Origin of the sequence: Sphaerisporangium dianthi (genome assembly GCF_042654065.1) — a bacterium.
Taxonomy (GTDB): Bacteria; Actinomycetota; Actinomycetes; order Streptosporangiales; family Streptosporangiaceae; genus Sphaerisporangium; species Sphaerisporangium dianthi.
This window is the reverse complement of the sequence record NZ_JBHSFP010000022.1, coordinates 27,460-52,551: the sequence shown is the minus strand read 5'-3', so window position 1 is coordinate 52,551 and position 25,092 is coordinate 27,460. Positions and strand designations below refer to the sequence as shown.

At 72.1% G+C, this 25,092-nt stretch carries 24 protein-coding genes; 19 read left to right on the top strand and 5 right to left on the bottom strand.

Annotation, left to right across the window (positions count from 1 at the left end):
* Positions 1-4 precede the first annotated feature (4 nt).
* A complete protein-coding gene (locus ACFO60_RS26755; protein ID WP_380844915.1) occupies positions 5-583 on the top strand; it encodes a YqgE/AlgH family protein in 579 nt (192 codons plus the stop codon).
* On the opposite strand, the gene ACFO60_RS26750 is transcribed toward ACFO60_RS26755, so the two are convergent.
* Positions 576-1,217, bottom strand: a complete 642-nt coding sequence (locus ACFO60_RS26750) for a TetR/AcrR family transcriptional regulator (RefSeq protein ID WP_380844912.1) — start codon at positions 1,215-1,217, stop codon at positions 576-578. The two genes, ACFO60_RS26755 and ACFO60_RS26750, sit on opposite strands and share 8 nt — an antisense overlap.
* A 136-nt stretch (positions 1,218-1,353) precedes the next feature.
* On the opposite strand from ACFO60_RS26750, the gene ACFO60_RS26745 reads away from it, so the two are divergent.
* From ACFO60_RS26745 to ACFO60_RS26725, 5 genes are all read left to right on the top strand, one after another.
* Complete coding sequence (locus ACFO60_RS26745; protein WP_380844909.1) at positions 1,354-2,925, top strand: MFS transporter; 1,572 nt, start codon at positions 1,354-1,356, stop codon at positions 2,923-2,925.
* Between the two features lie 93 nt (positions 2,926-3,018).
* Positions 3,019-3,267 (top strand): DUF3039 domain-containing protein, encoded by a 249-nt coding sequence (locus ACFO60_RS26740; RefSeq protein ID WP_380844906.1) that lies wholly within the window; start codon positions 3,019-3,021, stop codon positions 3,265-3,267.
* 173 nt (positions 3,268-3,440) lie between these two features.
* Entirely contained in the window at positions 3,441-4,322 is an 882-nt protein-coding gene (locus ACFO60_RS26735) for a zinc metalloprotease (protein ID WP_380844903.1), read from the top strand.
* An 87-nt stretch (positions 4,323-4,409) separates the two neighbouring features.
* Positions 4,410-5,093, top strand: coding sequence for a hypothetical protein (locus ACFO60_RS26730; protein WP_380844900.1), 684 nt, complete (start codon positions 4,410-4,412; stop codon positions 5,091-5,093).
* 189 nt (positions 5,094-5,282) lie between these two features.
* Entirely contained in the window at positions 5,283-7,040 is a 1,758-nt protein-coding gene (locus tag ACFO60_RS26725; RefSeq protein ID WP_380844897.1) for a DEAD/DEAH box helicase, read from the top strand.
* A 139-nt stretch (positions 7,041-7,179) separates the two neighbouring features.
* On the opposite strand, the gene ACFO60_RS26720 is transcribed toward ACFO60_RS26725, so the two are convergent.
* On the bottom strand, positions 7,180-7,755 hold the full coding sequence (locus ACFO60_RS26720) for an isochorismatase family protein (protein ID WP_380844894.1): 576 nt from the start codon (positions 7,753-7,755) through the stop codon (positions 7,180-7,182).
* 128 nt (positions 7,756-7,883) lie between these two features.
* Complete coding sequence (locus tag ACFO60_RS26715) at positions 7,884-9,170, bottom strand: nicotinate phosphoribosyltransferase (RefSeq protein ID WP_380844891.1); 1,287 nt, start codon at positions 9,168-9,170, stop codon at positions 7,884-7,886.
* 45 nt (positions 9,171-9,215) lie between these two features.
* Between ACFO60_RS26715 and clpS the strand changes: the two genes are divergently transcribed.
* From clpS to ACFO60_RS26690, 5 genes are all read left to right on the top strand, one after another.
* The gene (gene clpS / locus ACFO60_RS26710; RefSeq protein ID WP_380844889.1) at positions 9,216-9,506 is read left to right on the top strand and encodes an ATP-dependent Clp protease adapter ClpS; all 291 of its coding nucleotides are present in this window, start codon (positions 9,216-9,218) and stop codon (positions 9,504-9,506) included.
* On the top strand, positions 9,503-10,030 hold the full coding sequence (locus tag ACFO60_RS26705) for a DUF2017 domain-containing protein (protein ID WP_380844886.1): 528 nt from the start codon (positions 9,503-9,505) through the stop codon (positions 10,028-10,030). The genes clpS and ACFO60_RS26705 overlap by 4 nt, the downstream gene beginning before the upstream one ends.
* Positions 10,031-10,039: 9 nt before the next feature.
* On the top strand, positions 10,040-10,450 hold the full coding sequence (locus ACFO60_RS26700) for a M67 family metallopeptidase (RefSeq protein ID WP_380844883.1): 411 nt from the start codon (positions 10,040-10,042) through the stop codon (positions 10,448-10,450).
* Between the two features lie 226 nt (positions 10,451-10,676).
* Positions 10,677-10,955, top strand: coding sequence for a MoaD/ThiS family protein (locus ACFO60_RS26695; protein WP_380844880.1), 279 nt, complete (start codon positions 10,677-10,679; stop codon positions 10,953-10,955).
* 2 nt (positions 10,956-10,957) lie between these two features.
* Positions 10,958-11,905, top strand: coding sequence for a PLP-dependent cysteine synthase family protein (locus ACFO60_RS26690; RefSeq protein WP_380844878.1), 948 nt, complete (start codon positions 10,958-10,960; stop codon positions 11,903-11,905).
* A gap of 250 nt (positions 11,906-12,155) precedes the next feature.
* Here ACFO60_RS26690 and ACFO60_RS26685 read toward each other — a convergent pair whose 3' ends face one another.
* Complete coding sequence (locus ACFO60_RS26685; protein ID WP_380844875.1) at positions 12,156-13,865, bottom strand: DUF3352 domain-containing protein; 1,710 nt, start codon at positions 13,863-13,865, stop codon at positions 12,156-12,158.
* 207 nt (positions 13,866-14,072) lie between these two features.
* Between ACFO60_RS26685 and ACFO60_RS26680 the strand changes: the two genes are divergently transcribed.
* The 8 genes from ACFO60_RS26680 (at position 14,073) to ACFO60_RS26645 (ending at position 22,526) form a co-directional block, all read left to right on the top strand.
* Positions 14,073-14,864, top strand: a complete 792-nt coding sequence (locus ACFO60_RS26680; protein WP_380844872.1) for a thioesterase family protein — start codon at positions 14,073-14,075, stop codon at positions 14,862-14,864.
* 161 nt (positions 14,865-15,025) lie between these two features.
* On the top strand, positions 15,026-15,874 hold the full coding sequence (gene murI / locus ACFO60_RS26675; RefSeq protein WP_380845165.1) for a glutamate racemase: 849 nt from the start codon (positions 15,026-15,028) through the stop codon (positions 15,872-15,874).
* 153 nt (positions 15,875-16,027) lie between these two features.
* Positions 16,028-16,780 carry an MBL fold metallo-hydrolase gene (locus ACFO60_RS26670; protein WP_380844869.1) on the top strand — a complete coding sequence of 251 codons (753 nt, stop codon included), beginning with the start codon at positions 16,028-16,030 and terminating at the stop codon, positions 16,778-16,780.
* 4 nt (positions 16,781-16,784) lie between these two features.
* Complete coding sequence (gene rph / locus ACFO60_RS26665) at positions 16,785-17,501, top strand: ribonuclease PH (RefSeq protein WP_380844866.1); 717 nt, start codon at positions 16,785-16,787, stop codon at positions 17,499-17,501.
* 67 nt (positions 17,502-17,568) lie between these two features.
* Positions 17,569-18,192, top strand: a complete 624-nt coding sequence (rdgB, locus tag ACFO60_RS26660; RefSeq protein WP_380844863.1) for an RdgB/HAM1 family non-canonical purine NTP pyrophosphatase — start codon at positions 17,569-17,571, stop codon at positions 18,190-18,192.
* A gap of 143 nt (positions 18,193-18,335) precedes the next feature.
* Positions 18,336-20,075, top strand: coding sequence for a molybdopterin-dependent oxidoreductase (locus tag ACFO60_RS26655; protein ID WP_380844860.1), 1,740 nt, complete (start codon positions 18,336-18,338; stop codon positions 20,073-20,075).
* Between the two features lie 1,450 nt (positions 20,076-21,525).
* Positions 21,526-22,245: a toxin glutamine deamidase domain-containing protein gene (locus ACFO60_RS26650; RefSeq protein ID WP_380844857.1), complete on the top strand. Its 720-nt coding sequence runs from the start codon at positions 21,526-21,528 to the stop codon at positions 22,243-22,245.
* The gene (locus tag ACFO60_RS26645; protein WP_380844854.1) at positions 22,242-22,526 is read left to right on the top strand and encodes a hypothetical protein; all 285 of its coding nucleotides are present in this window, start codon (positions 22,242-22,244) and stop codon (positions 22,524-22,526) included. The genes ACFO60_RS26650 and ACFO60_RS26645 overlap by 4 nt, the downstream gene beginning before the upstream one ends.
* Before the next feature lie 48 nt (positions 22,527-22,574).
* Here the strand turns inward: ACFO60_RS26645 and ACFO60_RS26640 are convergent, their stop codons facing one another.
* Positions 22,575-25,091 (bottom strand): ABC transporter permease, encoded by a 2,517-nt coding sequence (locus ACFO60_RS26640; protein WP_380844851.1) that lies wholly within the window; start codon positions 25,089-25,091, stop codon positions 22,575-22,577.
* Between the last annotated feature and the right edge of the window lies 1 nt (position 25,092).

Here is a 25,092-nt window from a genome sequence, read left to right as displayed (position 1 = left end):
ATGCATGGCGGAGGCGATCTACGTCGGCGGGCTGCTCGTGGCGACGCCACTGCTGGACGACCCGAACTTCCGGCGCGGCGTCGTGTTGATCCTCGAGCACGATGAGGACGGCGGCACTCTCGGCGTCATGCTGAACCGGCCGAGCGAGGTCACCGTGACGCAGGTGCTCCCTTCCTGGGACGCTTTGGTGTCCGGCCCCCCGGTGCTCTTCGAGGGGGGCCCGGTCCAGACCGACAGCGCGCTGGCCCTGGCCTCGGTGCCGAGTGGTCAGGAGCCGCTGGGCTGGCGCAGGCTGCACGCCGGTTCGTCGGCGGTGTCCAAGCTCGGCACGGTCGACCTGGACGCGCCTCCGGAGATCCTCGCCGGTGAGATCACGCAGATGCGCATCTTCGCCGGGTACGCCGGCTGGACGGCGGGCCAGCTCGAGAGCGAGATCCGCGAGGGCTCGTGGTACGTCGTGGAGGCCGAGCCGGGCGACACGTTCGACTCGCGGCCGACGAACCTGTGGCGGTCGGTGCTGCGGCGTCAGCCGGGGGAGCTGGCGTTCGTGGCGACCTGCCCGGACGACCCCAAGCTCAACTGAGCGCCTCCGGTGACGGCGTGCCCGGCCGATCCCACCCTGGGCGCAGTGCCTCCTCGGCGAGGTTCAGCGCGTTCTCCACGTTGGCGACCAGGCTGTCGAGGTAGCTGTCGCCGTCCACCGAGCACTCCATCCCGACGCGGACCGCGGAGGTGACGAAGGCGACGAGGAGTTTCGGGCGCGGGTCGGTGGCCGGGTCGGTGCCCTGGCGTCTGGCGATCTCGACGGTGAGCTTCTTCTCGATGTCGGCCATGCGCGCGAAACTGGTGCAGAACAGGGCGGGGTTGGCGTCGATGACGCGGCGGTGCCGCAGGAAGCGCTCGGCGTCCTCGGCGGCGTCGTTCTCCATCCCGTGGATGAACTCGCGGAAGGCGTGGGCGAGGGCGGTGAACGGCGGCTCGTCCTGTGGGCGGGCGGCCAGCGCGGTCATGATGCGCTCGTCGTACTCGACGGTGAAGTCGAGGGCGAGATCTTCCTTGCTGCCGAAGTAGCGGAAGAAGGTGCGCGGCGAGACCTCCACCGCGGCGGCGATCTGGTCGACGGTCGTGGCCTCGTACCCCCGGGCGAGGAACAGCTTGAAGCCGGCGTCGACCAGCGCCAGGCGGGTCTGGCGCTTCTTGCGCTCTCGTAGACCCATGCCGGTCACCTCCTTGAAACCCTCACTTCACATTGTGCCACAAGTCATGATCTGTCGTATAAAATCGTTTGTCATGTGTCATGGTCTGCCATAAATTACTTAGGTCGACCAGTCTTTCGAAACGGGGGATCTTTCCATGGCACAAGCGCTGACCGCGCCGGCGGACACGCCGGTCCGACGCGGTCACGGGCATCCGTGGCTCACATTGCTCGCGGTCGCGCTCGGCGTGATCATGGTCATGCTGGACGGCACGGTGGTGTCCATCGCCAACCCGGTGATCGGCAAAGATCTCGGAGCATCCCTCTCGGACCTCCAGTGGATCACCAGCGGCTACCTGCTCGCCCTGGCCGTCTTCCTCATCACCGCCGGCAAGCTGGGCGACCTGTTCGGCCACAAGCGGGTCTTCCTGGTCGGCATCGCCGGCTTCGCCCTCACCTCGCTCGCCATCGGCCTGTCCTCCTCCATCGGCGTCCTGATCGCCTTCCGGGTGCTGCAGGGCCTGTTCGGGGCGCTGCTGCAGCCCGCCGCCCTCGCACTGCTGCGCGCGGCCTTCCCCGCCGAGCGGCTCAACATGGCGATCGGCATCTGGGGCGCGGCGATCGGCGTCTCCAGCGCCGCGGGCCCGATCATCGGCGGCCTGCTGGTGGAGAACGTGAGCTGGCAGTCGGTCTTCTTCATCAACGTGCCGGTCGGCGTGGTCGCGCTGCTGGTCGGGCTGTGGGTCGTCAAGGAGAGCAGGTCGGAATCGCTGTCCAAGGTCGACATTCCGGGCGTGGTGCTGCTGTCCGGTGCGATGTTCTGCCTGGTGTGGGCCATCATCAAGGCCCCGGGGTACGGCTGGGGCGACGCAAGGACGATCGGGTTCTTCGCCGGGGCGGTCGTGCTGGGCGCCGCCTTCGTCTTCTGGCAGGCCAGGGCGGCCGAGCCGTTGCTGCCGCTCACCCTGTTCCGCAACGCCTCGGTCTCCATCGGCACCGTCCTGATGGTGCTCATGGCCTTCTCGATGTTCGGCGCCATGTTCTTCCTGACCTTCTACTTCCAGGGCGTGCACGGGCTCTCCCCGCTGGAGTCGGGCATGCGCATGCTCCCGATGAGCGCCGGCATGATCGTCGCCTCGCCGCTGGCAGGCGCGGCGCTGAGCAGGTTCGGGCCCAAGGTGCCGATCGCCGTGGGCATGCTCATCACCGCGATCTCGATGTTCCTGCTGTCCCGCCTGGGGCTCTCGGCCGGCTACCTCGACACCGCGATCCCGTTCGCGTTGCTCGCGTTCGGCCTGTCGCCCGTCATGGTCGGAGCGACCGAGGTCATCGTCGGCAACTCGCCCGAGGAGCACAGCGGCGTCGCCGGAGGCATGCAGCAGTCCGCCATGCAGGTGGGCGGCTCGCTGGGCACCGCGGTACTCGGCGCGCTGATCACCGCGCGGGTGGGCGACGTCCTGCCCGGGCACCTCGCCGCCGCGCACATCCCGGCGACGCCCGCGCAGGTCGAGGCGATGAAGAACCTCGTCGCCATCGGCGTCGCGCCCGTGCAGCCCGGCACGCCCAAGCCGATCGCCGACGCGCTGACGCAGGCCGCGCACTCGTCGTTCCTGGAAGGCATGCACTTCGGCTTCACCGTCAGCGTCGCGGTCGCCGTCCTGGCCGCGATCCTCGCCCTGTTCGTCCGGGCAGGCCGCAAGACCTACGACGCCGCCGTCCACGTGGGCTGACACGATGGCGGCGGCGCCGCGACGACCGGATGTGCCGCCCGGGGCCGGGTTCGCCCGCCGGACCGCCCCCGGGCGCACGTAGACTCGGATGTCGTGAGCACGAAGATCCTTCCCGAGAGCGAAGTACGGCCGAACCTCTCGCACGGCGACGAGGGGGACCACGAGCGCTTCTCGCATTACGCGGACAAGAACAAGATCACCGAGAGCCTGGTGACGGGCACCCCGATCCGCGCGCTTTGCGGCAAGGTGTGGGTCCCCAGCCGGGATCCGAAGAAATACCCGGTGTGCCCCGAGTGCAAGGAGATCTACGAGGGTCTGCCGAAGGGCGCGTCCGGCGAGTGACGCCGCCGCGGGCCGCACCGTCCGCGCCCGTGCTGGGCAAGGTGTGGTGCGAGCCCGTGACCTGCGAGGTCACGGCGGGCGACCGTGTGTTGCTCCCGGCCGTTCGACGCCGCGGCGGCTAGCGTCAGCACTCTGACCTGACACAACCGGGGGAGTGCATGGTGCGGCGGACGATGGCCGTCTCTCTGGCGTGCCTGTTCACGATCGCCGGTGTGCCCGGTGTGCCCGCCCGTGCCGCGTCCGCGGGTCCGTGCGGGCACGCCGGGCCGCTGCGCACGCAGACCCGCGGCCCCGAGCCGTACACGCCGAGCCGCCGCGACGCCGCGCGCATGCTGTCGGAGATGCGGCGCCGGCTGGTCGCTTCGGGCCCCGGGCCCCGCGCCGGCACGGTCACCGTGCCCCTGTGGGTCCATGTGATCACCGACGGCCAGTCGGGCGCTCCGGAGGCCGCGGTCGCCGCCCAGGTCGAGACGCTGAACGCCGCCTACGGCGGGCGGCCGAAGGGCGCCGACACCGGAGTCCGGTTCGTCCTTCGCGGCGTCACGCGCACCGACAACAAGCTGTGGTTCCACCAGCCGCTGGCCAACGAGGCGGCGATGAAGCAGCGGCTGCGCAAGGGCGGAGCCGAGACGCTGAACCTCTACGTCGCGCAGTTCGGCGAGCTGGTGCTGGGCTACGCCACCTACCCGCACTGGTACCAGAACCACCCGAGCCTCGACGGCGTCGTGGTCGACTGGCGCAGCCTGCCCGGAGGGGCCCTGCGCGATTTCGGCAAGGGGTACACCGCCGTGCACGAGATCGGTCACTGGCTCGGGCTGCTGCACACCTTCGAGAACGGCTGCGGCGCGCCGGGCGACTCGGTCGACGACACCCCGCCGGAGGCGTCCGCCACGCAAGGCTGCCCGGACCGCAAGGACACCTGCCCCGATCTCGGCGACGACCCCGTGCACAACTTCATGGACTACGGCCACGACCGCTGCATGTCGGAGTTCACCGCCGGTCAGGCCGCCCGCATGCGCGACATGTGGACCGCCTACCGCACTCCCGCCACCTGAACCTGCGGCCTCCTGCGGACTATTCATCGCCATTCCGTTGACGCGGAGGCCGTTCCGGTGCGGATACTCGGTCACGGAGGAGGTGGCGTGGACGAGCACCGCACCGGGCGGCGGCCGTACGGTGAGCCCGTGTGGCCTCCGCCCGAGAAGGAAGGGCTGCCACCGTCGGCGCGGCTGTACGGCGCTCCGGCCGCCCCCTCGCGGGTCAGGGTGCCCTCCTGGGTCAGGCGGGCGGCCCTGTTCGCCGTGGTGCTGGCCGCGGGCACGGCGCTGGTGGCCGGGGTGGCCGCCTTCGTCGCGAGCCGCCTGAACGCCGGTCCCGGTCCCGTCGCGGTGGAGGACGGCGTCGCCGGGGTCGGTTACACGGTGCCGCCGGGATGGGCGGCCGGAACGGTCCCGCCGGTCACCGGGTTCACCTCCGTCGCCACCGCGGACGGCTCCGCGCTCGTCATGGCCCGGCCCGCGGGTCCGGTCTCCGCCTCGGCGCCGAGGGCCGCGACGCTCGACCTCGCCGACCTGTACGGGCGGCTGCTGCTGCACGGCGACACCGTCGAGGTGGTCGACGACCGCCCGGTCACGGTGAACGGGTCGACCGGCCATTCCCGCGCCCTCCGCGCGACCTACAGCGACGTGGTGAACCAGCCGGCCTACCTGCGTGTGATGCTTCTCACCAAGGACGGAGAGAGCGTCGTCCTGCTCGCTCTCGCCCAGCCCGACACCCCACGGCGCCGCGCCGAGATCGACGCCGTCTTCCGCGGCGTCACCTGGTGAACGGGCCGCGCGGCGGGCGGAGGCACGGCGGCGGTGTGATGGCGGACATCCTCGAGGGTCGGCACGTCTTGTCGGTGTCCCCCGCTATCGTGGCTTCACTGTGAGGGAGCGAAACGAGCGCGACGACAAGATCATCAGTGTTGGCCACGGAGACGAGGTCCGCGAAGGCCCTCTGACAAGGAGGTCCGCGTGAGCTCGTTCGCCGCGTCCCATCTGTCACCTTCCTATCCCGACAGGGCCGCGTGGGGCACCGCGCCCAAGTTGCGCGCCTGGCAGCACGAGGCGTTCGATCTCTACTTCCGGCGCGAGCCGCGCGACTTCCTGACCGTCGCGACCCCCGGCGCGGGCAAGACGACGTACGCGCTGCGCATCGCCAGCGAGCTGCTGAGCCGCGGCGTCGTGCGGGCGGTGACCATCGTCTGCCCCACCGAGCACCTCAAGCGCCAGTGGGCCGACGCGGCGGGCCGCGTCGGCATCGCGATCGACCCCGAGTTCAAGAACAGCCAGGGCGCCACCTCGCGCGACTACACCGGTGTCGCGGTGACCTACGCCCAGGTGTCGATGCACCCCGCGCTCCACCGGGCGCGCACCGAGGCCCGCAAGACCTTGGTGATCTTCGATGAGATCCACCACGCCGGTGACGCCAAATCCTGGGGCGACGGCGTGCGCGAGGCGTTCGAGCCGGCCGCGCGGCGGCTCGCCCTCACCGGCACCCCGTTCCGTTCCGACACCAACCCCATCCCGTTCGTCACCTACGCCGAGGACGGCGAAGGCGTGCGGCGCAGCGTCTCCGACTACTCCTACGGCTACGGTCCCGCGCTCGCCGACGGCGTCGTCCGTCCAGTGATCTTCCTGGCGTACGCCGGCGAGATGCGCTGGCGCACCCGCGCGGGCGACGAGATCACCGCCACGCTCGGCACGCCGCTCACCAAGGACCAGCTCGGTCAGGCGTGGCGGGCCGCGCTCGACCCGAAGGGCGACTGGATCCGCCAGGTCCTGCTGGCCGCCGACAAGCGGCTCACCGAGGTGCGCCGGCACGTGCCCGACGCCGGCGCGATGGTGATCGCCACCGACCACGAGACGGCCCGCGCCTACTCCCGCCACCTGCGCGCGATCACCGGCGAGGGCGCCACGGTCGTGCTGTCGGACGACCCCGGCGCCTCAGACAAGATCAAGCAGTTCAGCGCCTCCGAAGGGCGCTGGCTGGTCGCCGTCCGCATGGTCTCCGAGGGCGTCGACATCCCGCGCCTCGCCGTCGGCGTGTACGCCACCAGCGTCTCGACGCCGCTGTTCTTCGCCCAGGCGGTGGGGCGCTTCGTCCGCGCGCGCAGGCGCGGAGAGACCGCCTCGGTGTTCCTGCCCTCGGTGCCCACCCTCATGGGCCTGGCGGGCGAGATGGAGGCCGAGCGCGACCACGTCCTCGACCGCAAGCTCCCTGAGGAGGGGCTGGACGACTTCCTCGTCGATGAGGCCCGCCAGCGGAAGGACTCTCCGGACGTCGTCGGCGACGAGCTGCCGTTCGAGACCGTCGAGGCCTCGGCGACGTTCGACCGGGTGCTGTTCGACGGCGGCGAGTTCGGCACGCCCGCCGAGACGGGCTCCGCCGAGGAGGAGGACTTCCTGGGCCTGCCGGGGCTGCTCGAACCCGACCAGGTGGCGGTGCTGCTGCGCAAGCACCAGGCCGATCAGCAGGCGGCGCGGCGGCGCAAGGCCACCGAGCCCCCGGCTCCGGTGGCGCTCGCCCCGCACGAAGAGATGGCGGCCCTGCGCAAAGAGCTGAACGGCCTGGTGGGCGCGTGGAACCACCGCACGGGCCAGCCGCACGGCGTCATCCACGCCGAGCTGCGCCGGGCCTGCGGCGGCCCCGCCATCGCCCAGGCGTCCGCCGATCAGATCCGCTCGCGCATCGACACCATCCGCAAGTGGGCCACCCAGCGCTCCCGCTGACCCCGCGAGACGCCGGCCGCCTCCGGCCCGCAAGGCGGGCGCGGCCGGCGGCGGGTGGTGCGGGCGTCAGGGGCCTTCATGACGGGGGCGCCGGTGAGCGCCACGGACCGGGATCTCGTCGGCCCGTACCACCGGGGCGTCAGGGTGCCCGCAAGATGGGGGCGCCGGTGAGCTCGACGCCGGCGGAGGCGAGCTCGGCCAGGGCGGCCTCGGTGGTGGCGGGGGCCACGCCGGCGGTCAGCCCGAGCGGCACGCGCACCGCGAAGCCGTTCGCGGCGGCGTCGAGCGCCGTGGCGCGCACGCAGTGATCGGTGGCGATGCCGACCACGTCCACCCGCTCGACGCCGCGCGCGGCCAGCCACTCGGCCAGGCCCGTGCCCTCGCCGCTCGCTCCCTCGAACCCGCTGTAGGCCGCGCTGTTCCGGCCCTTGCTGAACACCTCCTCCACGGCGGAGGTGTCGAGCGCCGGGTGGAAGTCGGCGCCGGTGGTGCCCACCACGCAGTGGGCGGGCCAGGTGCGCACGTAGTCGGGGTGGTCGGCGAAGTGGTCGCCCGGGTCCACGTGGAAGTCGCGGGTCGCCACGATGTGGTCGTAGCCGCCCGCGGCGGCGTGCGGTCCGACGGCCGCGGCGACCTCGGCGCCGCCGCCCACCGCGAGGCTGCCGCCCTCGCAGAAGTCGTTCTGCACATCGACGATGACGAGCGCGGTCTTCATGGCCGGTCTCCTTTGCTGCGCTGAGGCCGATCGTCACCGAGCGGACACCGGTGACGATCACTCAGGGGGGCGGATGGGGCGCGGGCCGCGCGGGGGTGGAGTGCGGTTCGCGCGGGGCGGGGATGGAGTCAGGAGAAGAGGGTCGGGATGACGGGGTCGCCCTGGGAGAGCTGGTGGGCCGGGACGGGCAGTTCGGCGACGGAGGCGCGGTGACGGTCGCGGGCGGCGGCGAGCGGCTCGCGTCCGACGATCTCGCCGCCGCGCACCAGCGCGTGCAGCAGCGGCCGCGCGCCCGGCCGGGCAGGGCCGCCTGGCGTGGTGGTGACCAGCTCGGCGGCCGCCACGCCGTCCTCCACCGCGCGGAAGGCGTCCTTCCTGCCGCCCCTGCTCGGCTTGCCGACCGACTTCTTGGCCACCGGCCGCAGGACGCCTTCGCCGTCCTGCCGGGCGACGAGCTTGTAGACCATGGCCGCGGTGGGGGCGCCCGACCCGGTGACGACCGAGGTGCCGACGCCGTACCCGTCGACGGGGGCGGCGGCGAGCGCGGCGATGGCGTACTCGTCCAGGTCGCTGGTGACGACGATGCGGGTCTTGGTGGCGCCGAGCCCGTCGAGCAGCCGGCGCACCTCGGAGGCGGCCACCGCGAGGTCGCCGGAGTCGATGCGCACCGCGCCGAGTTCGGGCCCGGCGAGCTCCACCGCCGTGCGCACGGCCTTGGCGACGTCGTAGGTGTCGACGAGCAGCGTGGTGCCGTGCCCGAGGGAGTCGATCTGGGCCTGGAAGGCGTCGTACTCGCTGCCGTGCAGCAGGGTGAAGGCGTGCGCGCTGGTGCCGGCCGTCGGCACGCCGTACATGCTGCCGGCCATCAGGTTGGAGGTGGAGGAGAAGCCCGCGACGTAGGCCGCCCGCGCGGCGGCGACCGCCGCGAGCTCGTGCGTGCGGCGCGAGCCCATCTCGATGATCGGGCGCGTGCCGGCCGCGTGCACCATGCGGGACGCCGCCGAGGCGACGGCCGAGTCGTGGTTGAGTATCGAAAGGATCACCGTCTCCAGCAGGACCGCCTCGGCGAACGTGCCGTCCACCACCATGATCGGCGAGCCGGGGAAGTAGCACTCGCCCTCGCGGTAGCCGTGCACGTCGCCGGAGAACCGGTAGGAGGCGAGGAAGTCCAGCGTCCGCCGGTTCACCACGCGGTGCTCGCGCAGGAACGCCAGCTCGGCGTCGCCGAAGCGGAACTCCGCGAGGGCGTCCAGCACCCGCCCCGTGCCCGCGACCACGCCGTACCGGCGGCCGTGGGGCAGGTGGCGTGCGAAGACCTCGAACACTGCTCGGTGATGCGCTGCCCCGCTGTCCAATGCCGCCTGGAGCATCGTCAGCTCATAGTGATCGGTGAGCAACGCGCTGCTCATGGCCATCTTCACAAGTCGAAGACTACGACCGGGGTAGGGCAGGATGGGAACGTGGGTAGTACCGCTCCAGCCGAGGTCGAGCGTCCGTCGACGGACGTCCGCCCTGATCTCCCGTGGCTGACGATCGTGTGGAATGACCCGGTCAACCTCATGTCCTATGTGACTTATGTCCTGCAAACGGTCTTCGGTTACCCAAAGGCCAAGGCCGAGAAGCTGATGCTCGACGTGCACCACAAGGGCAGGGCCGTCGTCGCCAGTGGCACCCGTGAGGAGATGGAACGCGACGTGCAGATCCTGCACTCCTACGGCTTGTGGGCCACCGTCCAGAGAGATTCGGCGTGAGCACCGGTTTCAGCGCCACGCGCGGCGGCGGGGTCACGATCCAGCTCGACGCGGGAGAGGCCTCGATCCTGCGCTCGCTGGTGTCGCAGGTGCTCGGGCTGGTGGAGCCCGGGGCGACCGGGGACGACCCGCTCGAGCGCGCGCTCGGCATCGGCGCGGCGGAGGTCCCCTCCGACCCGGTGCTGGCCAGGCTGTTCCCCTCGGCGTACGCCGACGACGACGAGGCGGCGGCCGACTTCCGCCGCTACACCGAGGCCACCTTGCGCGAGGGCAAGCGGGCCGACGCCGAGACCCTGCTGGAGACCGCCGGGCAGGGCAAGGTCCACCTGACCGCCGAGCAGGCGCAGGCGTGGCTGCGCGCGCTCAACGACGTGCGGCTCGCGCTCGGGGTGCGCCTCGAGGTCACGGAGGAAGTGCACGACGAACTGGCCGAGATGGCCGAGGACGACCCGCGCTACCCCGCCTACGTGACCTACGACTGGCTCACCTACCTCCAGGACACGCTGGTCCGCGCCCTTTGGTAACTTCCAGGCATGCTGACGATCTCACGGGAACTGGTCGACAAGATCATCGCCCACGCCTGGGCCGATCACCCGGACGAGGCTTGCGGGGTGATCGCCGGTCCCGCGGGCTCCGACCGGCCTGAGCGCTTCATCCCCATGGAGAACGCCGAGCGGTCGCCGACGTTCTACCGGTTCGACTCGATGGAGCAGTTCCGGGTGTGGCGCGAGATGGACGACAGGGACGAGGAGCCGGTGGTCGTCTACCACTCCCACACCTCGACCGAGGCCTATCCGTCGCGCACGGACATCAGCTACGCCTCAGAGCCGAACGCCCACTATGTGCTGGTCTCCACGGCCGACGCGGACGACGTGCAGTTCCGCTCGTTCCGGGTGCTGGACGGGGTCGTGACCGAGGAGCAGGTCGAGATCCTCCCCTCGTGACGCCCGCCGCGGAAGCTGTAGAGTTGGACGCATGGTGACGATCGACCCGGTATCACAGTGCGCCCGTGTGCGCCCTGGGCACTCGTCGCCTGTGCAGAACCACCTTTTCGCGCACACTCCCTTCACCGTCGTCTACGACTGTTCCTGACCACAGGAATCCCCGCCCCGCCCCACGTGTTCGGACGTTGGGCGCCACGTGACGACCACTGACCAAGGAGACAACGCGATGGCCATCGAGGTCCGCATCCCGACCATCCTCCGCACCTACACCGACGGAGCCAAGTCGGTGAGCGCCGCGGGTACGACCCTGTCCGACCTGCTCGGCGATCTTGAGTCCCGCCACCCGGGCCTCAAAGAGCGCATCGTCGACGACGCCGGCCTGCGCCGGTTCGTCAACGTCTACCTCAACGACGAGGACGTCCGCTTCCTCGGCGGCCTGGACACCCCCGTCGCCGACGGCGACACCGTGACCGTGCTGCCCGCGGTCGCCGGGGGCATGCGCTAGTCATGCGCTTCGACTCGCTGATCGATTCGGTGGGGAACACCCCTCTGGTGGGCCTGCCGCGCCTGTCCCCGTCCGAGGACGTCCGCGTCTGGGCCAAGCTGGAGGACCGCAACCCGACCGGCTCGGTCAAGGACCGCCCGGCGCTGTGGATGATCGAGCAGGCCGAGAAAGAGGGCCTGCTCACCCCCGGCTGCACGATCCTCGAGCCCACCTCCGGCAACACCGGCATCTCGCTGGCGATGTCGGCCAGGCTCAAGGGCTACAAGCTGATCTGCGTGATGCCCGAGAACACCTCCGAGGAGCGCCGCCAGCTCCTGCGCATGTGGGGCGCCCAGATCATCTCGTCGCCGGCGGCCGGCGGCTCCAACGAGGCCGTGCGGGTGGCCAAGCGGCTCGCCGCCGAGAACCCGTCCTGGGTCATGCTCTACCAGTACGGCAACCCGGCGAACTGGCGATCCCACTACGAGTCGACGGGCCCCGAGATCCTGCGGGACCTTCCCTCGATCACCCACTTCGTCGCCGGCCTCGGCACCACGGGCACCCTCATGGGCATCGGGCGCTACCTGCGCGAGCACGTGCCCGACGTGCAGATCGTGGCCGCCGAGCCGCGTTACGGCGAGCTGGTGTACGGCCTGCGCAACGTGGACGAGGGGTTCATCCCCGAGATCTACGACGCCGACGTGCTCACCACGCGCTTCTCGGTGACGTCGGCGGACGCGCTGCGACGCACGCGCGAACTGCTGGGCGCCGAGGGCATCTTCGCCGGCATCTCCACCGGTTGCGCCCTGCACGCGGCGCTCGGCATGGCCGCCAAGGCGGTCAAGGCCGGGCAGCATGCCGACATCGCGTTCATCGTGGCCGACGGCGGCTGGAAGTACCTTTCCACCGGGGCCTACGAGGGCACGGTCGACGAGGCGGAAGAACGCCTCGAAGGCCAGCTCTGGGCCTGATCCGGCATCCGCCGGGGGTGTGGCTCTCCATCCAGTGGGGCGCCGCAGGTGGTCGGCTCCAGGTCGGCGGGTCGTGGTCACGGCGCCGCCGTACGGCGCCCGGCCCTCGCGAACGGTCGTTCGGCGCGCGCCTAGGCGTACGGATGCGGGCCTCCTCTCCGTGGAGAGGAGGCCCGCATGTCCATCCCGTTCTGCCGGTTCGTCCCGCCTGTGCCGTCCAGGCTTGCTCGGTTGAGCCGTCCAGGCTTGTTCAGTTGAACAGCACGCGCAGGCTGAATGACGTGACATCGCCGGAGCGCCTGGCGCTCAGGCCGATCGCGCGCAGCGCCTGGGCGTTCGCCCGCTCCTCACCCCGCAGGCCGTTCAGGTAGTACTTCTCGATCTTGTCGAGGTCGACGTACAGCGCGGCCGTCGCGGAGTCCGCGTCCGGGATCGCGGTGGTGAAGGTCTCGCTGCCGCCGAGGGTGCCGTCGGCGGCCAGTTCGTCCGCGTACTGCTGTGAGGCGGCGATGATCAGCCGCCCGTCGGCCGCCACCTTGGTGAGCTGCGGGGCGCCCGCCCCGGAGTCCGCGACGAACTTCTCGATCTTGGTGACGATCTCCTGCGCCTTCGCGGGGTCGGTGCTGAGGACGGCGCCGGCGTTCGGCACGGCGCCGTCGAGGCCCCGCTCGTCCACCGCCAGCGTGATGTTGCCGCCCAGCAGGGTCACCAGGTCCTCGGGCAGGGACAGGCCGTAGGACTGCCGCGCCAGGTCGACGAAGTCGGAGAACGACCGGCCGCCCATCGTGCCGTCGGCCGCCGCGGTGATCTGCGGCCACTGGTCGGCCAGCAGCCCGCCCAGGCCCGACACCGACAGGGCGCCCACGGTCGTGGCCGGCAGCCGCGACAGCCGCGCGCCCTCGGCGCCGGCGGCCGCCTGCACGGCCCCGCCGCGGGAGATGCCGGTCAGCTCGGCGTACTCGCCGTCGAAGCGCAGGGCCCCGGCGAACCGCACACCCTTCACCATGTCGAGCGTGCCCGCCTCGGCGGCCGAGGTCGCGCCGGCGGCCTGCGCGGCCTTGGCGATCTTCCCGGCGTCGCCCCAGAACGACAGCACACCCGGCTCGCCCACGGCCTTCAGGTCGGCGGCGAAGTCGGCGTCACGCGACAGCGGCTCGGCCTTGGCGTACGCGTCGGCCTCGGCCTGGGTCTCGGCGAGGATCGCGTAGTCCTCGCGGAACGCCAGGCCCTTCAGCTCGCCGTCCGCGTCGAGTTTGCGCACCCCGGCGCGCGCCTGCTCCTGGTCGGTGACCTGGACGGCCGCGACCACCCGGGGAGTGCTCGACCCGGCCTTCGGCGCCAGCACGCCGAGCCCGACGCGGTCGCCGAGCCACGGCGCCACGTCGCGGGCGTAGTCGATCTTGGCCAGGTCGCCGTCCCCCTGGCGCAGCAGCTCGAACAGCGCCTTGCGCGGGTCGTCGCCGGTGAACGCGCCGCGGGTGGCGGAGAACTTGCGCGCGAGCTGGAACAGCGCCACCTTCTGGTTCGCGGCGGGGTCGAGGTCGAGCCGTACGTACGCCATGGTGCCGGAGGGCAGGACGTCCTCCGGCTGGGCGCCGCCGCCGCTGAGCATGGTCATCGCGTACACGCCGCCGCCGCCGATCAGGGCGACGATCACGGCCGCGACGATCGCGGTCAGCCAGCCCCGACCCCGCTTGCGGGCCGGCGGCTGAGGGGCGCCTATCTGCACCTGCTGCCAGGAGGGCTGCCCGGTGTAGGGCTGCTGGGCGTACTGCTGCTCGGCGTAGGGCTGCTGGGCGTAGGGCTGCGCCGCGGGGGATTGCGCCACGGGGGGTTGCGCGGCGTAGGTGTAGGGCTGGGTTCCGGGACCGGGGACGGAACCGGGCGAGGGCTGCCGGTAGGACACGGTCCGGTCGGGGTCCTGATTGAACGGATACGGGGGGAGGGGTTGGCCTGCCATGGCTCCGCTTTCGATGGCTAGAGGGGGAACGACCCGGCTGGGAAGGGATCCGCCGCGAGGTTAGATCGCTCCGGTAGAGAGGCGCTTGCAGGCCGCTTTCCTGCCCGCTTGCAATCCGCCCCGCTGAGCGCGGGCAGGCTGGCGTCGGTAGGGTGTGGGGGCTAGAACGAAATTCCGTTCGTTTCGCGGAGCGAGGCAAAGGCGCAGATGACCAAGTTCGACGAGGCGACGCAGGCGATCAGGGTCGACGAGACCACCTACGACGTCTGTCTCGATCCCGGTTACTCGATCGCCGGGATGCTCAACGGCGGATACCTCATGGCCGTGATGCTGCGGGCCGTCGTGGACGCCTCGCCCTACGACCACCCGGTGTCCACCGCCGCGCAGTTCCTGCGCTCACCTCGCCCCGGGCCGGCCCGCGTCCGGCTGGAGCGGCTCAAGACCGGCAGGACCGTCGCCATGACCCGGGCGACCCTGATGCAGGACGACACCGCCTACATCGAGACGCTGGTGACCACCGCCACGCTCGCGGGCGGCCCGAGCGAGTGGACCGGAGAGCCGGCCGTCGCCATGCCTCCCGTCGAAGAGTGCGTCGCGCTGCCGGAGCCCAAGCCCGAGTCGGGCATGACGTTCAACGCCCAGGTGGAGAACCTCTTCGACCCGCCCACCATCGGCTGGTTCACCGGGTCGCCGAGCGGCCGGATGGAGTCGCGGGCGTACTTCCGCATGGTGGAGCCGCAGGACCCCGACCCCTTCATCCTGGCGATGGCCGTGGACGCGCTGCCACCCGTCGTGTTCTCGGCGGGCGCCAGAGGGTGGTCTCCGACGGTCGAGCTGACCTGGCACCTGAGGGCGCTGCCCGCCCCCGGCCGGCTCAAGGTCTACGGCCACGGGCGCCTGATGAGGGACGGGTGGTTCGACGAGGACGTGGAGGTCTGGGACTCTGAGGGCAACCTGGTCGCGCAGTCGCGCCAGCTCGCCCGGCTGGGCCGCGGCTGAGCGGCGGGGGCGCGACGGGGCCTCCCGAGAGCTGCCTGCCCAGGGATTACTTCGATGTGAGCATTCTTACCGAGAGCGATTGTGTACGGTCCCCTAATGTTGAGATCATGGTGGATATCGGGAGCGTCGCCCACGCGCCATGGGTCAGCATGATCGACGCCATGGAAGAGCAGAGCGGCCGGCACGGCCCCGCGATCGGCATCTTCGACAGCGGCGTCGGGGGTCTCACGGTCGCCCGGGCGATCATCGACCAGCTCCCGAACGAGTCGATCCTGTACGTCGCCGACACCGCGCGCCAGCCGTACGGGCCCAAGCGCATCGCCGAGGTGCGCGCCTACGCCCTCGAGGTCATGGACCACCTCGTCGAGCACGACGTCAAGATGCTGGTGATCGCCTGCAACAGCGCCAGCGCCGCCGTGCTGCGCGACGCCCGCGAGCGGTACGACGTCCCGGTGGTGGAGGTCATCCAGCCCGCGGCGCGGCGGGCCGTCCGCGCCACCAGGAACGGCCGGGTCGGCGTGATCGCGACCCGCGCGACGATCGAGTCCATGGCCTACCACGACGCCTTCGCGGCGGCCCCCGACGTCCGGCTGACCGGCGTCGCGGCCCCGAGGTTCGTGGAGTTCGTCGAGCGGGGCGAGACGATGAGCGACGAGCTGATCGAGGTCGCCCGCGAGTACCTCCAGCCGGTGATCGACGACGGCTGCGACACGCTGATCCTCGGCTGCACCCACTACCCGCTGCTGACCGGCGCGATCTCCTACGTCGTCGGCAACGGCGTCACGCTGGTGTCCAGCGCCGACGAGACGGCCAAGGACGTCTACCGCGTCCTGCACGACCGCGGCCTGGCCGTCCAGAGCGGGACGGTCCGCCACAGGTTCCGCGCGACGGGCGACGGCGACCTGTTCGCGCACCTCGGGCGGCGGTTCCTCGGACCCGAGATCGGCGCGGTCGAACGGGCGCCGATGGGCGGCATCTCAGGCGAAGAGGCGCTCGCCGCGCCGAATTAGAAGGACACGCGCCTCGATGGGACGGAGACGCGTATGAACGGGTGGGGGGGAGGAAGCCCTCACCCGGTGCTCGCCGTGCCGGGCGCGGAACGAGGTGCTGACCGGGTCGGGTCAGTGTGAGAGGGCGCTGTCGCGCCGGGTAGGGAGGCCGCCGTGAAATTGACGATCGTGGGCTGCTCAGGGAGTTTTCCCGGGCCTGACAGTCCCGCGTCCTGTTATCTGCTGGAGGCCGAGGGGTTCCGCCTTCTCCTGGACTTCGGCAACGGCTCACTGGGAGCCCTGCAACGGCACATCGGCCTGTACGACGTGGACGCCATCTGCCTGTCGCACCTGCACGCCGACCACTGCCTGGACCTGTGCTCCTACCATGTGGTGCGCACCTACTCGCCGCGGAGCCCGCTGCCGCGCGTCCCCGTCCACGCCCCGAGGGACGCCCCGCGCCGCCTCGATGCCGCCTACGGGATGGACGACGAGCCGCCGCTGGAGACCGCGTTCGAATTCTCGGCGCTGACGCCGGGCACGTTCTCGGTGGGGCCGTTCGAGATCGCGGCCGCGCGGATGAACCACCCCGTCGAGACCTACGGCTTCCGCGTCTCGCACGGCGGCCACTCGGTGGCCTACTCCGCCGACACCGGAGAGTCCGCCGAGCTGGTGAAGCTCGCCGCGGGGGCCGACGTGCTGCTGTGCGAGGCGTCCTTCCTCGACCGGCCCGGCAACCCGGCCGACCTGCACATGAACGGCCGCGAGGCCGCCGAGCACGCCGCCCGCGCCGGCGTCGGGACGCTCGTGCTCACCCATCTCGTGCCCTGGTACGACCCGCAGCGGGTCCTGGAAGACGCCTCACACGGGGGGTTCGGGGGCCGTGTGGAACTCGCTCGGAGCGGGGCCGAATATGACCTAAGGTGAGCCCATGGCACGTGATGATGGACGCAGCCCCGACCAGCTCAGGCCGGTCACGATCACCCGCGACTGGCTCACCCACGCCGAGGGCTCGGTCCTGGTGGAGTTCGGCGGCACCCGAGTGCTGTGCGCCGCCTCGGTGCAAGACAGCGTGCCCAGGTGGCGCAGGGGGAGCGGCCTCGGCTGGATCACCGCCGAGTACGCCATGCTGCCCCGTTCCACCAACACCCGCAGCGACCGCGAGTCGGTCCGCGGCAAGATCGGCGGGCGCACCCACGAGATCTCCCGGCTGATCGGGCGGTCGCTGCGCGCCTGCGTCGACTACAAGGCGCTCGGCGAGAACTCCGTCGTCCTCGACTGCGACGTGCTGCAGGCCGACGGCGGCACGCGCACGGCCGCCATCACCGGGGCGTACGTCGCCCTCGCCGACGCCATCGCCTGGATGCGCAAACGCAAGATGTGCCCCGGCGACCCGCTGGTCAACTCCGTCGCCGCCGTCTCGGTCGGCATCGTCGGCGCGACCCCGCTGCTCGACCTCTGCTACACCGAGGACGTCGCCGCCGAGACCGACATGAACGTCGTCATGACCGGGTCGGGGGAGTTCGTCGAGGTGCAGGGCACCGCCGAGGGCATCCCGTTCGACCGGTCGACCCTCGACTCCCTGCTCGACCTGGCCGCCGCCGGCTGCGCCGAGCTGACCGTCCGCCAGCGAGAGGCCCTCTCGTGACCGCCCGGCGGCCCGGGCGCCCGGCCGGCGCGGCGGCACAGGGTCTGCCGATCAAGGGGGGCCGGTCATGAGCGCCGTCCGCAAGGTGGTGCTCGCCACCCGCAACGAGGGCAAGATCGTCGAACTGCGGCGCATCCTGGCCGAGGCCGACCAGGAGATCGAGCTGGTCGGTCTTGACGCCTTCCCCCACATCGGCGAGATCGCCGAGACCGGCATCACCTTCGCCGAGAACGCCCTGCTCAAGGCGCACGGTGTCGCCTCGGCCAGCGGGCTGCCCGCGATCGCCGACGACTCCGGACTCTGCGTGGACGCGCTGAACGGCATGCCCGGCGTCTTCTCCGCCCGCTGGTCGGGCTCCCACGGCGACGACGCCGCCAACCTGTGGCTGCTGCTCGCCCAGGTGTCCGACGTGCCCGACGGCCGCAGGGGCGCCCACTTCGCCTGCACGGCGGCGCTGGCCCTGCCCGGCGGGGACGAGCGCATCGTCGAGGGCGCGCTCGCCGGGGCGCTGATCCGCGGTCCGCGCGGGCCCAACGGGTTCGGGTACGACCCGATCTTCGTGCCCGAGGGCGAGAGCCGCACGACCGCCGAGATGTCCCCGGCCGAGAAGGACGCCATCAGCCACCGGGGCCGTGCCTTCCGCGCCCTGGTCCCCGTCATGCGCGACCTCCTCGCCGCCAAGACCACCTGAGGACGCCCGCACCACTCGCGGGAGTTTCCTCAACGGGTCGTACCGCTCGCGTGAGGTTCCTGGGCGGGGTTGTGCCGCTCGGGGAAGGCTCCGTAACCGGGGCGTAAGATCCGGGCGCACGATTCGGGCGTAGCGTTCGTCCTGTGAACGTATTCCAGACGCGCCCACGCGGGCACGCATGGGCGGCGGCGCTCATCGGCCTGGTGGCAGGGGCGGTCGCTCTCGGCATCGGCCAGCTCGCCGCCGGGCTGGTCGACCCGAAGGCGTCTCCGGTGATCGCGGTCGGCGACGCGGCCGTCGACCGCACCCCGGCCGCGCTGAAGGAATGGGCCATCCGCACCTTCGGCGCCAACGACAAGCCGGTGCTCATCTCGGGCATCGTCGTGGTGCTCGCGCTCATCGCCATGGGCCTCGGCCTGCTCGCCCGCCGCCGCATGGGGTATGCCACGGCCGGCCTGTTCGCCTTCGGCGTCATCGGCGCGGCGGCCGCCGTGACCCGGCCCGACGGTGGCGTGCTCGACGTGCTGCCCTCCGCGGTAGGCGCGGCCGCCGGTGTATGGGCGCTGCGCATCCTGGCCCGCCGCACCTGGCCCGGCGCCGAACCCGGGTACGGCTCCTATGGCGACCTGCGGGCTCCCTCGGCCGCCGCTCCGTCGCGAGAGGAGGACCCGCAGGACCTGTACGGAGGCGAGGATCTGCGCGGAGCCTCCACCGGCGACGCCCATGGGGACGGCGCGTCCGGCACGTCCGGCGTGGCCGGCAGAGAGGCGGCCGGTCGTCCCGCCGTCATGCGGGCGACCGCGGAGGCGCCCGCGTTCGACCGGCGCGCGCTGCTGAGCGGGGTGGCCGCGGGCGTCGTCGTCGCCGGGGCCGGCGGGCTGGCCGGCCGCGCTCTCGGCGGGCGGCTGGACGTCTCCACCGAACGCGCCCAGGTCGCGCTGCCCAGGCCGGCGGTGCCCGCCAAGCCGCTCCCCGCAGGAGTGGACTTCCGCCTGAAGGGCCTGTCCCCCTTCTCGACCCCCAACCGCGACTTCTACCGCGTCGACACGGCGCTGGTCGTCCCGCAAGTGGACCCGAAGACCTGGACGCTCAAGATCCACGGCATGGTGGACCGGCCGATCGAGATCACCTACGCCGACCTGCTCAAGCGGCCGCTCATCGAAGCCGACGTCACCCTGACCTGCGTGTCCAACGACGTCGGTGACAACTACGTGGGCAACGCGCGCTGGCTCGGCGCCCGCCTGGCCGACGTCCTGCGCGAGGCCGGCATCCGCTCGGGCGCCGACATGCTGCTGTCCACCTCCTCCGACGGCTGGACCTGCGGCACACCGGTGGACATCGTGATGGACGGCCGCGACGCGCTGCTCGCCATCGCGATGAACGGCGAGGTGCTTCCCGTCTCGCACGGCTTCCCGGTACGCCAGGTCGTCCCCGGGCTGTACGGCTACGTGTCGGCCACCAAGTGGGTCACCGACATCAAGGTGACCCGCTATGACCAGGACGAGGCGTACTGGACGCCGCGAGGCTGGGCCGCCAAGGGCCCGATCAAGACCGAGTCCCGCATCGACCTGCCGCGCGGCGGCACCACGATCCCCGTCGGCCGCACGGCCATCGCCGGGGTGGCCTGGGCTCAGCACCGGGGCATAGACGCGGTCGAGGTGCGCGTCGACAAGGGTCCCTGGCGGCAGGCGCGCCTGGCCGCCGTCCCCGGGCCGGACACCTGGCGGCAGTGGGTCGTCGACGACTGGGACGCCACCCCGGGCGAGCACACCATCGAAGTGCGCGCCACGGACGCCACGGGCCGGACCCAGACCTCCGAATACGCCCCGCCCGCCCCCGACGGAGCCACCGGCTGGCACTCCGTCCTCGTCGTCGCCAAGTGAGCCCGCGCCGCGCGTGTGGTTCCAGGTGAATGCCGGAATCGGCCCGCCGGGCCGGTGTCGCGCCCCTACGATCGGCCTCTGACCGGGTCGGTGCGGAACTTGGGGGAGCACAATGTCCGGAGTCGGTTACGGGGATCCGTCGCGCGCGGGGGCGACGCGGCACGACCCTTCAGAGGGCCTGCGGCCCTTGGAAGGCCTCGGAGGCTGGGGGGGCCTCGGGGGCCTGGGGGGTCTGGAAGGACTGGAGGGCTTGGGGGGCGGCGGTCGTTCGGCGGGCCGGGTGGCTCCTGCAGTGCGGGGCTTCCCCAGCGTGCGGGGCGTCTCGCGAGTGGGGTACAACCCCGTCGTGACCTCCGACGGGGTCCGATGGCGTGACTACGAGCTCGCGGCGGAGATGCCCGCCGTGGTACACGGTCAGAGAGCCACGGCACGGGAGCAAGTCGCCGCACTGGCGCTGGAGGACGCCGCGCTCGGGCAGGAGCGCACGGTCCCCGGCGAGAGCACGGCGCTCAGATCTGATGGTGCGGCGCTCGGAGCGAACAGGACCGCCCTCGGTCCTGAGGGAGCGGCCTCCGGGTCTATGAGCGCAGGGCTCAGGGCAGACAGGGCCGCGCTCGGATCCGAGAGCGCGACCTTCGGGTCTGGAAGTGCGGGGCTCGGCTCTCGGGGTGCGGTCCCTGGGGCCGGGGGTGCGGGGCTTGGGGCGGAAGGCGCTGGACGGGGCGAGGAGGCGCCGTCGGTTCGCCGGCGGCACGGCAGGGCACCCTTGCCCGGGCAGGTCCAGGTCGCGAGCGTGGCTCGCGACCTGGCACTCGAAAGCCACGCGCCCCTCGATACGAACGGGTTCCGATGGCAGCCGCGAGATACCGGGCGAGCCGGGGAGAGCAGCGTCGCTCCCTGGCAGGACGGGTTCCGCCTCCCGCGATACGGGGGCGCCTCGCCGACGCGGCATAGGTCGCCGTCCGGCAGGCACCAATTCATCCCTGGGCAGCCTGAGGCCGTCCCCAGGTATGAGTCCGTCCAGGAGCAGGAGTCCATCGTGGATCGGTGGGAGTTCGTGTCCGGACTCCGGGAGTCCGGCTTTGGGCAGCGGGATTCTGTGTCCGGACTCCGCGATTCCGGCTTTGGGGAGCGGGAGTCCGGCTCCGGGCTCCGCGAGTCTGTGTCCGGACTCCGGGATTCCGGCTTTGGACAGCGCGCTTCCGGCCTGGGACGGCGGGAGTCCGCCCCAGGGCCGCGAGAGTCTGTCCTGGAGCGTCAGGAGTCGGTTCCCGGGCGGCACGAGTCCGGCTCTGGGCGGCGCGAGTCGGTCTCCGGGGGGCGCGATTCTGGCTCTGGGCGGCGTGAGTCCGGCGCTGGGGGGCGCGGTTCCGGCTCTGGGGGGCGTGAGTCGGTTCGCGGGCGGCATGAGTCCGTCTCTGGGCGGCGCGGGCCCGCGGCGGGGTGGCCGGTGACGCCGGGTGAGGCGGCCGGGTCTCCGGCCGGGCGGCGGCACGAGCGGGCTGCCGAGCGGCGAGAGACCACCGCATCGGCGTGGCCGGGACTGGCGGGAGACTGGTTCGACGATCCCGGACGGCCGCCCCGGCTCGACGTCACGCGGACGTACGGAACGCCGGGCGGGCTGGCGTGGCCGGACCCGCAACTTCAGCGTGACCTGTGCCAGGCGGTTCCGGGCGGAGCGCGCTTTCCCGACCCGCGCGGCACCTGGATCCGCCTGATCAACGGCGAGGGCCCGTCCGAGGACCCTTTCCGGGCGACCAACTCGCTCGACTGCGCGCTCGCGGTGATCTCCACCTGGCACGGCGAGCCGGTGGTGTCCGCGCCGCGGCAGCCCGAGTACGACCGCCTGGGCCGCCCTTCGCTCACCGGCGAGACCGGGGGCGTGGCACGCGCGGAACGCTGGCTCGGGCACCGCTTCGAGTACGTCGGCCAGGGGCGGCGCGTGTACGGCGCCGTCGCGCAGCGGCTCCGGGCCGGTGGTCATGGCTCGGCGGCCGTTCTCATCACCCGCTGGCCGTCCGGTGGAAACCATGCGTGGAACGCCGTCAACGCCGCGGGCGAGGTGGTCTGGATCGACGCCCAGCGCGGCCACACGTCGGTGGACCCGCCCCCCGGCCCGGTGACCGGGGTCTTCTGCGTCGCGCTCGACCGGCAGGGGAGGCGGCTGTGAGCGGGCGGGCGGTGTCGGCGGAGCAGGCCCGGGTGCTGGCCGAGGAGTACTTCAACGGCCCGCTGCCGGCCGAGCGGGCCACGGAGGTCGGGCTCTACGCCTTCGACGAGGGGTACGTCGCCTGGGCCAGGCCGCCCGAGCCGGAGGATCCGAGCACGCTGCCCGAGACCGTCGGCGGCGGGTGCGTGGTCGTCGACCGGATCACCGGCGAGATCTCCATCCGTCCCCTGCTCACCCCCGAGGCCGTCGCCGAGCAGTGGTCGGGACGCCGCCCCCGCTGATGCGCCGTCCACGAAACTCCCGCCGGGCCGGCGGGTCGTGAGGATGGGCTAATCGGCGGCGAGGGAGCCGACGATGGAGGCGCGGGCGGCCTTGCGGCCCGGCAGGACCGCCGCGAGCACTCCCGCCGCGCCCGAGAGGGCGACGAACAGCAGCACCTGGGTGACGGGGACGCGGAACAGGACCTCGTCCATCAAGGTCTGGGAGGCGGCCCAGCCGTACGCGACGCCGAGCACCGCTCCGACGACGGCCCCGATGAGGCCGAGGATCAGCGCCTCGACCGACAGCATCCGCCGTAGCTGCGGCCGGGTCAGCCCGAGGGCGCGCAGCAGCGCCGACTCGCGGGTCCGCTCGTGCACCGACAGGCTGAGGGTGTTGGCGATGCCGAGCAGCGAGATGAGGATCGCCAGGCCCAGCAGCCCACCGATGATCATGAGCATCATGTCGAGCGCCTCGTCGAACTGGCCCCTGACCTCCGTGGCGCTGCGGACCTTGGCCGTCGGGTACGGCTCGGCCGCGGCCTCCACGGCGCGGCGGGAGACGTCGGCGGCCACGCCGTCCTTGGCGTTGACGATCAGACGGCTGTAGCCCATCGGGCCGAAGTACCGCTCGAACGCGCGGTCGGGAACGGTGACGGTCGGCAGCGTGGTCGACTCCGGGTCGAACACCCCGAGCACCTTCAGCCGTACGGCGCCCGCCCTGGGCGTCGTGACCGTGATCGAGCCGCCCGGTCCGGTGCCAAGTCGCTCGGCGAGGTCGTCCGCGATCACGGCCGATCCTGGCTCGAAGCCCCGCATGGAGCCCTTGACGAGCGCGGGCTGGTAGGGGCCGTCGAACGCGCCGACGTCGCCGGTGCCGTCCGTGCCGACGCGGGCCTCCGCCTGCCGGAACCCGACGGTCGAGGCCAGTTCCGGCCGGCTTCGCAGTGAGGCGGCGAGGGCGGCCGGGAGCACCGCGTCCCCGTTCGACAGCGAGGTGAGCTGCGGGGCGACCATGTAGTCGATGGGGAACTGGTCGTCGAGCTTGGCCGTGTAGGTCGCCCGCGTGGTCGCGGTGATGACCGAGATGAGGGTCATCAGCGTCACGCCGATGGTCAGCGCGACCGTCGTGGTGGCCGAGCGCTTCGGGTTGCGGTGGGAGTTGTCCAGGGCGAGTTTGCCGGGGACGCCGGACAGCTTGGCGGGCGCCCAGCCCGCGAGCGTGCTGAGCGGCCTGACCATCACCGGGCCGAGGATGAGCACGGCGAAGAAGGTCAGCACGCCGCCGCCCATGACGAGGAACAGCGCCTGCTCCCCGGGGGAGGAGGCGACGCCGAGGGCGGTGACCCCGGCGCCGGCCAGCAGGAAGAGCGCGGCGAACACCACGCGCAGGACGCCGGTCCTGAAGGTGTGCTCGTCGGCCTGGGCGCGCAGCGCCGCGACGGGGGCGACCTTGGTGGCCGAGCGCGCGGGCAGCAACGCCGCCGCGACGGTGACGACCAGGCCCACGGCGAGGGCGAGGACGATGGTCCGCGGCGCGAGCGAGACGCCGCCCGCGGGCACCTCCCGGCCCAGCGCACTGAGCCCGGCGAGCGCGCCCGCGCCGAGCCCGAGTCCGGCCAGCAGGCCGAGGGCCGACGACAGCAGTCCCACCACCGCCGACTCCAGCAGGATGGACCCGAAGACCTGGCGGCGCGTCGCCCCGATGCAGCGCAACAGTGCCATCTCCCTGGTGCGTTGAGCGACCAGGATGTTGAAGGTGTTGTAGATGACCAGGGCGGCCACGAACATCGCGACCAGGCCGAACATCAGCAGCGCCGTGCCGATCACGTCGATGTCGGCGCCGTTGTTCTGGGCGAGCCGCTGTGCCAGCTCATGGCCGGTGTAGACGCGTGCGCCGCCGGGGAGCGCGGCGGCGACGGCGCTCTTGAGGCGCTCGGGGGTGACGCCGGGCGCCGCGACGACGTCGATCTCGGCGAAGCCCTTCTCCCCGGTCATGGCCTGAGCGGTCGCCGAGGTGAAGCCCACCGCGCCCGTGACGGCGAGCTGCTGGTCGACTCCGACGTCGAACAGTCCGACCAGGTGGAAGGTGTGCGGCTCGCCGCCGCCGTCGAGCACCCTGACCGTGTCGCCGACGGCGAACCCGCGGGTCCTGGCCGTGTTCTTGTCGATGACGACCTGGTCGGGGGCGGCCGGCGCGGCGCCTGCGGTGATCTCGGTGCGGTCGAGCCTGCCGGTGACGACGGAGACGCCGCTGGTCGCGATGTCCCCGACGGCCTTGCCGTCCTTGCCGAGCAGCGCGGCGCTGCCCTTGACCAGTCCCTGGGCCTCGGCGACGCCGGCCAGGCCCTTGATCGCCGCCAGGTCGCCCGCCGCCAGCGACCGCCTCTCACCGGTGCCGGCCGTGGGGAGCACGGCCACGTCCACCTTGTCGGCCGAGGCCGCGATGCGCTGCGACAGACCCGACTGGATGGTGTCGGTCAGTATGAACGTCCCGGCGATGAAGCCCACCCCGAGCGTGATGGCGAGCGAGGTGAGCAGGAGCCGGAGCTTGTGCGCCAGCAGTCCCGCCAGAGTGGTGCGGAACACC

Coding starts and splice junctions, on each gene's coding strand:
- murI (WP_380845165.1), top strand. CDS start 15,026: ATGGAAGAGCAGAGCGGCCGGCACGGCCCCGCGATCGGCATCTTCGAC.
- ACFO60_RS26755 (WP_380844915.1), top strand. CDS start 5: ATGGCGGAGGCGATCTACGTCGGCGGGCTGCTCGTGGCGACGCCACTG.
- ACFO60_RS26720 (WP_380844894.1), bottom strand. CDS start 7,755: ATGAAGACCGCGCTCGTCATCGTCGATGTGCAGAACGACTTCTGCGAG.
- ACFO60_RS26715 (WP_380844891.1), bottom strand. CDS start 9,170: ATGGCCATGAGCAGCGCGTTGCTCACCGATCACTATGAGCTGACGATG.
- rph (WP_380844866.1), top strand. CDS start 16,785: ATGGCACGTGATGATGGACGCAGCCCCGACCAGCTCAGGCCGGTCACG.
- ACFO60_RS26685 (WP_380844875.1), bottom strand. CDS start 13,865: ATGGCAGGCCAACCCCTCCCCCCGTATCCGTTCAATCAGGACCCCGAC.
- ACFO60_RS26695 (WP_380844880.1), top strand. CDS start 10,677: ATGGCCATCGAGGTCCGCATCCCGACCATCCTCCGCACCTACACCGAC.
- ACFO60_RS26690 (WP_380844878.1), top strand. CDS start 10,958: ATGCGCTTCGACTCGCTGATCGATTCGGTGGGGAACACCCCTCTGGTG.
- ACFO60_RS26745 (WP_380844909.1), top strand. CDS start 1,354: ATGGCACAAGCGCTGACCGCGCCGGCGGACACGCCGGTCCGACGCGGT.
- rdgB (WP_380844863.1), top strand. CDS start 17,569: ATGAGCGCCGTCCGCAAGGTGGTGCTCGCCACCCGCAACGAGGGCAAG.
- ACFO60_RS26680 (WP_380844872.1), top strand. CDS start 14,073: ATGACCAAGTTCGACGAGGCGACGCAGGCGATCAGGGTCGACGAGACC.
- ACFO60_RS26700 (WP_380844883.1), top strand. CDS start 10,040: ATGCTGACGATCTCACGGGAACTGGTCGACAAGATCATCGCCCACGCC.
- ACFO60_RS26735 (WP_380844903.1), top strand. CDS start 3,441: ATGGCCGTCTCTCTGGCGTGCCTGTTCACGATCGCCGGTGTGCCCGGT.
- ACFO60_RS26750 (WP_380844912.1), bottom strand. CDS start 1,217: ATGGGTCTACGAGAGCGCAAGAAGCGCCAGACCCGCCTGGCGCTGGTC.